Source organism: Streptomyces sp. NPDC054866 (assembly GCF_053610745.1).
In genome coordinates, this window is sequence record NZ_JBSGZA010000002.1 from 396,575 (window position 1) to 408,479 (window position 11,905).

The 11,905-nt window shown below is 71.7% G+C and carries 9 protein-coding genes; 4 read left to right on the plus strand and 5 right to left on the minus strand.

Annotation, left to right across the window (positions count from 1 at the left end; genetic code table 11):
* Positions 1-2: 2 nt before the first annotated feature.
* From ACWGI2_RS10500 to rsmH, 4 genes are read right to left on the minus strand one after another with little or no spacing between them, the layout of a single operon-like run.
* Positions 3-1,655: a UDP-N-acetylmuramoyl-L-alanyl-D-glutamate--2,6-diaminopimelate ligase gene (locus ACWGI2_RS10500; RefSeq protein WP_453694909.1), complete on the minus strand. Its 1,653-nt coding sequence runs from the start codon at positions 1,653-1,655 to the stop codon at positions 3-5.
* Positions 1,656-1,693: 38 nt separating this feature from the next.
* Complete coding sequence (locus ACWGI2_RS10505; protein WP_453694910.1) at positions 1,694-3,652, minus strand: peptidoglycan D,D-transpeptidase FtsI family protein; 1,959 nt, start codon at positions 3,650-3,652, stop codon at positions 1,694-1,696.
* Positions 3,653-3,657: 5 nt separating this feature from the next.
* The gene (locus ACWGI2_RS10510; RefSeq protein ID WP_453395059.1) at positions 3,658-4,209 is read right to left on the minus strand and encodes a cell division protein FtsL; all 552 of its coding nucleotides are present in this window, start codon (positions 4,207-4,209) and stop codon (positions 3,658-3,660) included.
* Positions 4,210-4,257: 48 nt separating this feature from the next.
* Entirely contained in the window at positions 4,258-5,214 is a 957-nt protein-coding gene (gene rsmH, locus ACWGI2_RS10515; protein WP_453694911.1) for a 16S rRNA (cytosine(1402)-N(4))-methyltransferase RsmH, read from the minus strand.
* A 355-nt stretch (positions 5,215-5,569) separates the two neighbouring features.
* On the opposite strand from rsmH, the gene ACWGI2_RS10520 reads away from it, so the two are divergent.
* The 4 genes from ACWGI2_RS10520 (at position 5,570) to ACWGI2_RS10535 (ending at position 11,278) form a co-directional block, all read left to right on the plus strand.
* On the plus strand, positions 5,570-6,193 hold the full coding sequence (locus ACWGI2_RS10520; RefSeq protein WP_453694912.1) for a beta-class carbonic anhydrase: 624 nt from the start codon (positions 5,570-5,572) through the stop codon (positions 6,191-6,193).
* Between the two features lie 225 nt (positions 6,194-6,418).
* A complete protein-coding gene (locus tag ACWGI2_RS10525; protein WP_160504541.1) occupies positions 6,419-7,438 on the plus strand; it encodes an AAA family ATPase in 1,020 nt (339 codons plus the stop codon).
* Complete coding sequence (locus ACWGI2_RS10530; protein ID WP_453395062.1) at positions 7,438-8,805, plus strand: DUF58 domain-containing protein; 1,368 nt, start codon at positions 7,438-7,440, stop codon at positions 8,803-8,805. Before ACWGI2_RS10525 ends, ACWGI2_RS10530 begins: the two co-directional genes overlap by 1 nt.
* A gap of 58 nt (positions 8,806-8,863) precedes the next feature.
* On the plus strand, positions 8,864-11,278 hold the full coding sequence (locus ACWGI2_RS10535; RefSeq protein ID WP_453694913.1) for a transglutaminase TgpA family protein: 2,415 nt from the start codon (positions 8,864-8,866) through the stop codon (positions 11,276-11,278).
* 65 nt (positions 11,279-11,343) lie between these two features.
* On the opposite strand, the gene ACWGI2_RS10540 is transcribed toward ACWGI2_RS10535, so the two are convergent.
* Positions 11,344-11,754 carry a DUF3040 domain-containing protein gene (locus ACWGI2_RS10540; protein WP_453694914.1) on the minus strand — a complete coding sequence of 137 codons (411 nt, stop codon included), beginning with the start codon at positions 11,752-11,754 and terminating at the stop codon, positions 11,344-11,346.
* Positions 11,755-11,905: the final 151 nt, after the last annotated feature.

Here is an 11,905-nt window from a genome sequence, read left to right on the forward strand (position 1 = left end):
ATTCATCCCTGGGTTTGCTGGATTGCTTCGCGAAGTACCTGGCGGTCGTCGAAGGGACGCACCACCCCGGCGATGTCCTGTCCCTGCTCGTGGCCCTTGCCCGCGACGAGCACCGTGTCGCCCGGCTCGGCCCGTGCGACGGCCGCGCGGATGGCGGCGGCGCGGTCCTCGAACACGGCGACCTCGCCGCGCTCGTGGGCCGGCACGTCGGCGGCGCCGGCGAGCATCGTGGCGAGGATCGCGAGGGGGTCCTCGCCACGGGGGTTGTCGGAGGTCAGTACGGCGGAGTCGGCGAGCCTGGCCGCCGCGGCGCCCATCGGCATCCGCTTGGTCTTGTCCCGGTCGCCGCCGCAGCCGAGGACGATGTGCAGCTTGTTCTCGGTGACCTTGCGCAGGGCGCGCAGGACCGATTCGACGGCGTCCGTCTTGTGGGCGTAGTCGACGACCGCGAGGTAGGGCTGGCCCTCGTCGACGCGCTCCAGGCGGCCGGGGACGCCCGGCACGGCCGCGACGCCGTCGGCGGCCTGCTGCGGGTCGATCCCGGCGACGGCCAGCGAGACGATCGCCGCGAGCGTGTTGGCGACGTTGAAGGGACCGGCCAGCGGGGACTTGGCGGTGATCCGCTCCCCCCGCGGGCCGACCGCGACGAACGTGGAGTCGAACAGCCGGACGTCGACGTCCTCCGCGCGCCAGTCGGCGTCGGGGTGGCCCTCGGCGGAGAACGTGGTGACGGGCACCTCGGACTCGTCGATGAGCCGGCGCCCGTACTCGTCGTCGAAGTTGACCACTCCGACCTTGGAGCGCTGTTTGCTGAACAGCTGCGCCTTGGCCTGGAAGTAGTCCTCCATGTCGGAGTGGAACTCCATGTGCTCCGGGCTGAGGTTGTTGAAGACGGCGACGTCGAAGACGCAGCCGTCCACCCTGCCGAGCACGAGGGCGTGGGAGGAGACCTCCATGGCGACGGCCTCGACGCCGCGCTCGCGCATCACCGCGAACAGCGCCTGGAGGTCGGTCGCCTCGGGGGTCGTACGTTCGGACTTGATCCGCTCGTCGCCGATGCGCATCTCGACCGTGCCGATGAGGCCGGTCGACTTGACGCCCTTGAGGCCGCCCTCGACGAGGTACGCCGTGGTGGTCTTGCCGGACGTACCGGTGATGCCGATCTGGAGCAGATCGCGGCCCGGATGGCCGTACACCGTGGCCGCGAGCTCCCCCATGGAGCCGCGCGGGTCATCGACGACCAGGACCGGCAGGCCCGTGACGGCCGCGCGTTCGGCGCCCGTCGGGTCGGTGAGGATCGCGGCGGCGCCGAGGTCGGCGGCCTGGGCGACGAAGTCGGCGCCGTGCAGCCGGGCGCCGGGCAGGGCGGCGTAGATGTCGCCGGGGCGGACCGCGCGGGAGTCGTGCGTGATGCCGCTGACCTCCCCCGTGCCCGGGGCGGCGACGCCCAGCTGATCGGCGATCCTGGCGAGCGGCGTCGCGGAGACCTGGACCGGCCTCGGCGGTCCCGGATATGTCACGGGAACGCCCTTCTGGGTGGTTTGGGACTGATCAGCGTGTGGCACGGCGGTGAGCGTACCGGGCTGACCCGCCGTTGGGCGAAGCGGGCGGTGTGGCGGGGGCTGGTTCCCCGGCTTCGGGGTGATCGTTGTCACGGGTTTGTCCTGGTGGGGCTCAGGGTTCGACGTGGGGCTCAGGGTTCGAAGGTGACGGGGAGCCTGGCCGCGCCCTTGCCGGTGGGCGGGACCTGGAGCGTCTTGAGGGCGAACTGCATGACTTCCTTGTAGATGGGACCGCAGATCTGGCCGCCGAAGTAGCTGCCCTTGGTGGCGTTCTGGATGGCGCAGTAGACGGTGACGCGCGGCTTGTCGGCGGGCGCGAACCCGGCGAACGACGAGGTGTAGCCCTTGTACTTGCCGGTCTCGGGGTCGACCCGGTTGGCCGTACCCGTCTTGCCCGCGACCCGGTAGCCGGCGATGCGGGCCTTGGTGCCGGTGCCCTCTTCGTCGTCGACGACGGACTCCAGCATCCGCGACAGCGTCTTGGCGGTCTTCGCGCTCACCACGCGGGTCTTCTTGGGCTTGGGCGCGGGCGTGAAGCGGCCGTCGGGGCCCTTGGTGCCGCGCACCAGCGTGGGCTCGACGCGTACGCCGTCGTTGGCGATGGTCGAGTAGACGGAGGTCGCCTGCATCGCGTTGATCGAGAAGCCCTGGCCGAAGGGGATCGTGTACTGCTGCGAGGTGGACCACTTGTCGGCGGGCGCGAAGATCCCGGACGTCTCGCCGGGGAAGCCGAGCCCGGTCTCCCTGCCGATGCCGAACTTCCGCAGGTACGAGTAGAGCGACCGGTTGGCTTCCTTCTGGGTCTTGCCCAGTTCGCCGGTGGCCAGGATCGTGCCGATGTTGCTGGACTTGGCGAGCACGCCGTTGAGCGTGAGGTGCCAGGTCGGGTGGTCGATGTCGTCCTGGAAGAGCCGGTCGCCGCGGTGCAGCCGGTTGGGAACCGTCACCCGCGTCGCGGGCGTGGCCGCGTTCTCCTCCAGGACGGCGGCCATCGACATGACCTTGGCGGTCGATCCCGGCTCGAAGGCGTCCTGGAGCGAGGCGTTGCCCAGTGCCGTCCCGTCGGCCTGCGAGAGGTCGTTCGGGTCGAAGCCCGGGGAGTTGGCCATCGCGAGGATCTCGCCGGTCTTGTTGTCCTGCACTATCACGTAGCCGCGGTCCGCCTGGGACTTCTCCACCTGCTCGGTGATGGCGTTCTGCGCGGCCCACTGGATGTCGCGGTCGATGGTGAGCTCGACGTCGGAGCCGGGCACGGCGGGCGTCTCCGTGCTCCCCGCGGTGGGCACCCGGTGGCCGCCGGACTGGGCGTACCTGATCTTGCCGTCCTTGCCCGCGAGCTCCTTGTTGAGCTGCTGCTCGAGGCCGCCCGCGCCCTTGCCCTCGGCGTTGACCCAGCCCAGTATCCCGGCGGCCAGGGTGTCGTTCGGGTACACACGCTTGCTGCTGGGGTCCTGGAAGACGCCCGCCAGGACGTTGGCGCTCTTCTCGTCGGTGCGCGCCTTGTCGTCGAGCGCGCCGCGCAGGTCCTTGATCTGCTTCCAGACCTGCGGGGTCTGCCGGCGGGCCAGCAGGACGTAGCGCGTCTTGGGGGTCTTCAGCTGCTCGGTGAGTTGGTCGACGTCCTTGTCGAGGATCGGGGCGAGGAGCGCGGCGGCCTGCTCGGGCGCGTCCTTGATGCCCATCTCCTTCGCGGTGAACATCGTGGGGTCGGCCGTGATGTCGTACGCGTCCACGCTGGCGGCCAGTTCGACGCCGCGGCGGTCGGTGATGCCGCCGCGCTCGGCGGTCAGTACATGGCTGAAGTAGCGGTTCTTCTCGGCCTTGCTGGTGTAAACGCTGGCGTCGACCGCCTGCACCTGGAGGAGGCGTACGACGAAGGCCAGCATCACCAGGGTCAGACCGAGGCTCACCATGCGAAGGCGGGGCCGCGGGCTGCCGAGCCGGATGGTGCGGGCCTTGGTGGCGGGGCGCGGGCGGCGGGCGGCGGGGCGGGAGCCCGCTCCCGGGCGGCGCTGGCGGCCGGGTTGGGCGGGGCGCGAGGGCCGCGCGGGACCCGGGACCCTGCGTCGCGGGGGTTGGCGGTCCGTCACTTACGTCACCTGCCGGAGGTCGTGGGGCCGGGCGTCGCGGAGAGGCCGGGCGCGGGCGGGGCGTCCGGGGCCGGGGCGGAGGGCGCGGGGGACGCCTGGGGCGCTGAGGGCGCGGGCAGCACCGGGATCGAGACGGAGGGCGCCGGGGAGGCCACCTCCTGGGGGCGCGGGTCGGGCTCCAGCGCGGAGGACTGCTCGGCGGCTCCGGGAACGCCGCGCACGGTGCCGTCCGGGTTCAGGAAGGCCGGGTCGCCGCCCGGCACCATGCCGAGCTCACGGGCGCGGCGCTGGAGGGCGTCAGGAGCGGCGTAGGCGTCCACGTCCCGCTGGAGCTCCTGCTCCTGGTCGGTGAGCTCCGTCGTCTCCTTCTTGAGCTCGCTCAGCTGGAACGAGCCTTCGTTGAGCGAGGAGTTCAGGATGAGCAGCGTGATCAGACCGCCGCCGAGCAGCAGCACGACGAGGAGCACGAACGGCGTGCGCGCGGCCTGGCTCGGCCCCGACGGCAGGAGCCGCGCGAGCCGGGCGGCCCTCCCCCGCAGCTCGGGCTTCTTGCTCATGGGGCCTCCTCAGGGACGCCGTTCACGGGTCCTCCCGGCGGGCGCGCTTCACAGCGTCTCCTCGCGGATGCGCTGCGCACCCCGCAGCCGTGCCGGGGCCGCCCGGCGGTTCTCGGCGACCTCTTCCTCGGTGGGGAGCTCCGCGCCGCGCGTGAGCAGCTTGAGCCGGGGCTGGTAGCGCTCGGGGACGACGGGCAGGCCGGGCGGCGCGGTCGTCGCGGCGCCGGCCGCGAAGACCTGCTTGACCAGCCGGTCCTCAAGGGAGTGGTACGACAGGACGGCGATGCGGCCGCCGACGGCGAGGGCCTTCACGGCGGCCGGGATGGCCGCCTCCAGGACGCTCAGCTCGCCGTTGACCTCGATGCGCAGGGCCTGGAAGGTGCGCTTGGCGGGGTTGCCACCGGTGCGCTTGGCGGCCTGCGGCAGCGAGTCGCGGATCAGCTCGACGAGCCGGGCGCTGTTGCTGAACGGCTCCTTCTCGCGCTCGCGGACGACGGCGCTCACGATCCGCTTGGCCTGCTTCTCCTCGCCGTACTGGCGCAGGATCCGCACCAGTTCGCCCGGCGCGTACGTGTTGAGGACCTCGGCGGCGCTCATGCCGGTCGTCTGGTCCATGCGCATGTCCAGGGGCGCGTCCTGCGCGTAGGCGAAGCCCCGGTCCGCCTCGTCGAGTTGCATCGAGGAGACGCCGAGGTCGAAGAGCACTCCCTGGACCTTCGCGATGCCGAGCCGGTCGAGCACGTCGGGCAGTTCGTCGTAGACCGCGTGCACCAGTTCGGCGCGGTCGCCGAAGGGGGCGAGCCGCTCTCCGGAGAGCCGCAGCGCTTCCTTGTCGCGGTCGAGGCCGATGAGGCGGGCCGACGGGAAGGTCGACAGGAGCGCCTCGCTGTGGCCGCCGAGTCCGAGGGTGCAGTCGACGACGACCGCGCCCGGCTGAGCGAGCGCGGGGGCCAACAGGTCCAGGCATCGCTGGAGCATCACCGGGACGTGTCGGGTGTGGCTCAAAGGGCCCTCTCAGGTCCGGCGCGAGGCGGTGCGCACGGCCGGGTCCCCGCCCGCTCGGGAAGGGGAATGGCCTGCTGGCGCCGGGGAAGTGGCGTCAGCCGACCGGGAGCGGGAGGAGGCCGAGCCGTACGTACGCGCCGCGCACGTGGGGGGATTCAGGGAATCTCCGGGTGAACAGTCCAGCTGGGAGCAGGGTCACGGCTCCCACTTCGCGTCACTTTAGTCCACCGTGTCGCCCGGTCAATCAACTGGCCTGCGCGTCGCGGACAGGTCGTCGACGGGCCGCGAAAGACGCCTCGTCACCCGTTCGGGGGTAGGCGCCGCACCCCTGTGGGTTAGCTCACAACAAGACTCATTGACGTTCTTTGTCCCTTCTCACAGCGGGCCCGGGCGATCAGTGCCGACTACCGTCATAGTCATGTCGACTTCCGCATCCCCTACGGGCAGCTTCCCCGCAGAGCCGATCGGTGACATAGCCGTCGGCGACACCGTCACGGATCGCCTCGTCGAGGCGAACAAGCGGTACGCCTCCGGCTTCACCGACCCGGGCATGGACGCACGCCCCGTCCTCGGCGTCGCCGTCGTCGCCTGCATGGACGCCCGCATCGATCTCCACGACGCGCTCGGCCTCGAACTGGGCGACTGTCACACCATCCGCAACGCGGGCGGCGTGGTCACCGACGACGTCATGCGCTCCCTGACGATCAGCCAGCGCGCCCTCGGCACCCGCAGCGTCGTACTGATCCACCACACCAGCTGCGGCCTGGAGAGCCTCACCGAGGAGTTCCGGCACGAGCTCGAGCTCGAGGTCGGCCAGCGGCCCGCCTGGGCGGTGGAGTCCTTCCGCGACGTCGATCAGGACGTGCGGCAGTCGATGCAGCGGGTGCGGACCTCGCCGTTCCTTCTGCACACCGACGATGTGCGGGGATTCGTCTTCGATGTGACCACAGGTCTGCTGCGGGAGATCGACCCTGCGTGACGGGGTCCGGACCGGACCTTTCCGGACCGGCTCGGTAGCCAAAAGGCCGTAAGACCCGACATATCGCCGCCAGTTATCCGCGGGCGAGTGACACAACCCGGTATGCCCAACAAGAATGCGGGGTGGGCATCACGCTGAACCATTCACGCGTGGTGTCCGTGATTCGGGGTGGGCCGGGCCGCACACAAATGCGTCGGCCCGGAGAACGTGTCCGAGGAGGGCCGGGTGACGACCTATGACGATCGAGCGAGCCTCACAGATCTGACCGCCACAGCGGAGCGTGTCCGCAGGTCGGTCGAGGGTGTGATCGAGGGCAAGCCAGAGGTCGTACGGCTTTCGCTGACCGTGCTCCTCGCCGAGGGGCATTTGCTGATCGAGGATGTACCGGGCGTGGGCAAGACCATGCTCGCCAAGGCGCTCGCGCGGTCCATCGACTGCTCCGTGCGGCGCATCCAGTTCACGCCCGACCTGCTGCCGTCGGACATCACTGGTGTGTCCATTTTCGACCAGCAGCGCCGGGACTTCGAGTTCAAGCCCGGCGCGATCTTCGCGCAGATCGTGATCGGCGACGAGATCAACCGCGCGTCTCCCAAGACGCAGTCCGCGCTCCTGGAGTCCATGGAGGAGCGCCAGGTCACCATCGACGGGCAGACCTATGAACTGCCGAGCCCCTTCATGGTGGTGGCGACGCAGAACCCCGTCGAGATGGAGGGGACCTATCCCCTGCCCGAGGCGCAGCGCGACCGCTTCATGGCGCGCGTCTCGATCGGCTATCCGAACGCGGAGGCCGAGCTGCAGATGCTGGACGTGCACGGCGGTGTCTCGCCGCTGGACGACCTCCAGCCGGTGGCGCACGCGCACGACATCGTGAAGCTCATCGACGCGGTCCGCACGGTCCACGTCGCCGACTCCGTACGGCGGTACGCCGTGGACCTGGTGGGGGCGACCCGCAACCACCCGGACCTGAGACTCGGGGCGTCGCCGCGCGCGACGCTGCACCTGCTGCGTGCGGCCAAGGCCTCCGCGGCGCTCAGCGGCCGGGAGTTCGCCCTGCCGGACGACGTCCAGGCCCTCGCCGTGGCGGTGCTCGCGCACCGGCTGCTGCCCACGGCCCAGGCGCAGTTGAACCGGCGTACGGCCGAATCGGTCGTCCTGGAGATCCTCCAGCGCACGCCCGTCCCGGCCGCCGCCCAGCCGAACAGCGGCTACTTCAACCAGCAGCCGCCCGGCGCACGGAGGCTGTGATGGCGGCCGGGGGGCCGCAGCCGGCGCAGGCCGAGGAGGGCAAGGGCGGACTGCGGACCGCGCTCGCGGGTCTCACCACGCGCGGGCGATCGTTCCTCGCGGCCGGGGTCGCCGCCGCCATCTGCGCGTACGTCCTGGGGCAGAGTGATCTGCTCCGGGTCGGGCTGCTGCTCGCCGTGCTCCCTCTGGTGTGCGCGACGGTGCTCTACCGCACCCGCTACCGCGTCGCGGGCAGCCGCAGGCTCTCCCCCGCGCGCGTGCCCGCCAGTTCGGAGGCGCGTGTCCATCTGCGGATGGACAACGTCTCGCGCCTGCCCACGGGGCTGCTCATGCTCCAGGACCGGGTGCCCTACGTCCTGGGGCCGCGGCCCCGGTTCGTGCTCGACCGGGTGGAGGCGGGGGGCCGCCGTGAGGTGTCCTACCGCGTCCGCTCGGACCTGCGGGGGCGCTATCCGCTGGGGCCGCTGCAACTCCGCCTGACGGACCCCTTCGGGATGTGTGAACTGACCCGCTCCTTCTCGACGTACGACACCTTGACGGTCATCCCGCGGGTGGAGGCGCTGCCTCCGGTGCGGCTGACCGGTGAGGCCAAGGGGTACGGGGACGGGCGGCACCGCTCGCTGGCCCTCGCGGGCGAGGACGACGTGATCCCGCGGGGCTACCGCCACGGCGACGACCTGCGCCGCGTCCACTGGCGCTCCACGGCCCGCTATGGAGAGCTCATGGTGCGCCGCGAGGAGCAGCCGCAGCGGGCCCGCTGCACGGTGCTCCTGGACACCCGGGCGCTCGCCTTCCGGGGCGCGGGGCCCGACTCGGCCTTCGAGTGGGCGGTGTCGGGCACGGCGTCCGCCCTGGTGCACATGCTCGAACGGGGCTTTTCGGTACGGCTGTTGACCGACACCGGCAACTCCGTGCCCGGGGAGGGCTCGGACGGTTTCGCGGGCGCGAGCCAGGAGTCGGCGGACGCGGCGGGACTGATGATGGACACCCTCGCCGTGATCGACCACTCGGACGGCGCGGGGCTCTCACCCGCGTACGACATGCTGCGTGGGGGCAACGAAGGCCTGCTGATCGCCTTCCTCGGCGACCTCGACGAGGAGCAGGCGACGGTGGCCGCCAAGATGCGGCAGCGCAGCGGCGCGGCGGTCGCCTTCGTCCTGGACAGCACGGCCTGGGCCCAGGGCCCCGGCGGCGCTCCCTCGGGCCCCGGCGACGAGCGGGTCCGGATGCTGCGCGAGGCGGGCTGGACGGCCGTGGCGGTGCCTCCCGGGGTGCCTCTGGTGGACCTGTGGCGCCAGGCGGACCATCTGCGGGCGAGCGTGGGCCCGGCGCCCGCGGCGGGGACGACGACCGGGGGCTGGGGATGAGCCGCGGTCCGTCCTGCGGGACGTCAGGCGCGACAGGCACGACAACAGGGGGACGTACATGAGTGGGCGCGCGCGACTGGCGCTCTGTGCCACGGCGGCCACGCTGATGGCATCCGGGGCGCTGCTGCCGCTCGTCGATCCGGCGACGTGGTTCGTGCAGGCGGCGATCCTGCTCGCGCTGCAGAGCGGCGTGGGCGCGCTGACCCGGCGGGTCCCGCTGGCCCGGCCGGTCACGGTCGCCGTGCAGGCCCTGGTGACGCTGCTGCTCCTCACGCTGGTGTTCGCCCGTGAGCAGGCGATCGGCGGGGTGCTTCCGGGCCCCGACGTGTTCCGGGAGTTCGGGCTGCTCCTTGAGGCGGGCGGCAACGACGTCGGGCGGTACGCGATCCCGGCGCCGCTCAGCGAGGGCATCCGGCTGATGCTGGTCGGCGGTGTCCTGGTGATCGGCCTCGCGGTGGACGCCCTCGCGGTGACGTTCCGTACGGCCGCGCCCGCGGGTCTTCCGCTGCTCGCGCTGTACTCGGTCGCCGCGGGGCTCTCCGGGGACGGGGCCGGGTGGCTGTGGTTCCTGCTGGCGGCCGCCGGGTATCTGCTGCTGCTCCTGGCGGAGGGACGGGACCGGCTCTCCCAGTGGGGGCGGGTCTTCGGGGGCGCCGCGCGTGCGCCCGGCCGGATCTCCGGGGGCCTGGAGACCGACAGTGGCGCGATCGCGCCGGTCCGCACCGGGCGGCGCATCGGCGCGGTGGCCCTGGGCATCGCCCTGGTGGTGCCGCTCGCGCTGCCCGCCCTGGACGGCGGGCTCCTGGACGGTTCCGGCGGCGGCGCAGGCTCGGGTTCCGGCGGTGGCGGCACGATCTCCGCGGTGAATCCGCTGGTCGCGCTCCAGGACAGCCTGAACGAACCGGACGACCGCGAGGTCATCTCGTACAAGACGAACGCCAAGGAGACCGAGAACCTCTACCTGCGGATCGTCTCCCTCGACCAGTTCGACGGCACGACCTGGAAGACCACGGTCCGCAGCATCGAGGACGTACCGCCGCGCCTGGAGGACCCGCCGGGCCTCTATCCGGACGTCCGCAGGAGCGAGATCCAGACGAACATCTCGGCCGCCGGCAACTACGCCCAGAACTGGCTGCCGATGCCCTATCCGGCGAGCGAGGTGAAGATCAACGGCCGCTGGCGGTACGAGCCGGTGGGGCGCGCCCTGGTGGGCGACCGCGGGCAGACGACGCGCGGCGCGCAGTACGAGGTCAAGAGCCTCATCGTGGAGCCCACGGCCGAGCAGCTGGCGAACGCGTCCGAGCCGCCCCGGCAGATCGCGGAAGAGTTCACCAAGGTGCCCGGCTCCCTGCCGCCCGTGGTGGCCTCCGAGGCCCGCAAGATCACCAAGGGCGCCTCGAACGACTACGAGAAGGCGGTCAAGCTCCAGGACTGGTTCGCCTCGGAGGGCGGCTTCACGTACAACACGCAGGTGCGGGCGGGCAGCGGTCCGGCGGCGATCGCCCGCTTCCTGGAGCAGAAGGAAGGCTTCTGCGTCCACTTCTCGTTCGCGATGGCCTCGATGGCGCGGACGCTGGACATCCCGGCGCGCGTCGCGGTGGGCTTCACGCCGGGCGCCGCGCAGGCGGACGGTTCGATGTCGGTCGGTCTGCGGGACGCGCACGCCTGGCCCGAGCTGTACTTCGAGGGCGTGGGCTGGACCCGCTTCGAGCCAACCCCGAACCGCGGCACGGTGCCGGACTACACGCGCCCGGACACCCCGTCCGACGGCGCAAGCGACCCGGCGGCGCCCGAGTCGAGCTCGTCGGCGGCGCCGTCCGACGAGCCTTCGGCCTCCGCGAGCTGCCCGCCCGACCAGCAGAAGCAGGGCGGCTGCGCGAGCACGGCCCCTGCGATCGCGGGCGGCTCGGGCGGTGATGGACCGCCGATCGGCATGATCGTGTCCGTGACTCTGGGGGCCCTTGTGGTCCTGGGCCTGCCCTTGCTGCCGATGCTGTGGCGCAAGCGGATCCGGGCGGTGCGCCTGGGCTCTCCGGGCCGTACGGAGGCGGACGCGGCCGCGCGGACTCTCGCCGCCTGGCTGGAGGTGACCGATACGGCCTGGGACCACGGGATCACGCCGGACGAGTCACAGACCCCGCGCAAGGCGGCGGCCCGGATCGTACGCATCGGGCAGCTCGCCGCGGCACCCGCGGAGTCCGTCCATCGCCTGGCGGCCGCGGTCGAGCAGGTGCTCTACGCGCCACGGCCCCAGCCGGCGGCGGGCCTGGCCGACGATGTGCACCGCGTGTCCGAGGGGCTGTGGGCCACGTCGAACCGTTCGGCCCGGCTGCGGGCGACGCTCGCCCCGCGTTCGGCCGCACGAGTGGTGTGGGCGGTCTCGGACCGCTGGACGGCGCTCAAGGGGCGGTGGTCCGAGCGGATCGCCAAGCGGTGGGCGGCGCTGCGGAGGCCGTCGCAGCAGGAGAGCTAGAGAGCATACGTAAGGGGTGACCGCCTTGGCGGTCACCCCTTACGTACTGCTGAAAAGCTAAGAACTCATTGGCCCTGTTCGTCTCGGCGGCGCTGCCAACGCTGCTCGATCCGGTCCATCATCGACTTTCGCTGCCGGGTCTGCCGACGGGCCGGGGTGCTGCCCTCTGTCGTGGGCGTGCCGGCGGCCGGCTGTTCACCCGGCTTGGGCGCTTTGCGCCATCCGGTGACGGCGAGCACCGCACATCCCAGCATGACGAGGAATCCCACCACGCTCACCCAGATCTGCTGGGCGACCATTCCGGCCATGAGAAGGGCGATACCCACAAGGAAGCCCGCGACCGCTTGGTAGACCCGTCGCCGGGTGTACGTACGCAGCCCGCTTCCCTCGAGCGCTGTCGCGAACTTGGGATCTTCGGCGTACAGCGCTCGCTCCATCTGCTCGAGCATGCGCTGCTCGTGCTCCGAGAGCGGCACGGAGTCCTCCTCATCGTGCAGTCGCCGGGGCGACCGGGGGTCCCCTTCAGGATAGGCAGGGAATCGCCCCCGTGAAACCCGCCCCTCTGCGCCAACTTCGCCAAACCGGACCACCCTGCCGCTCCGGCTCGCTGAAGCGTGCATTCCCCAG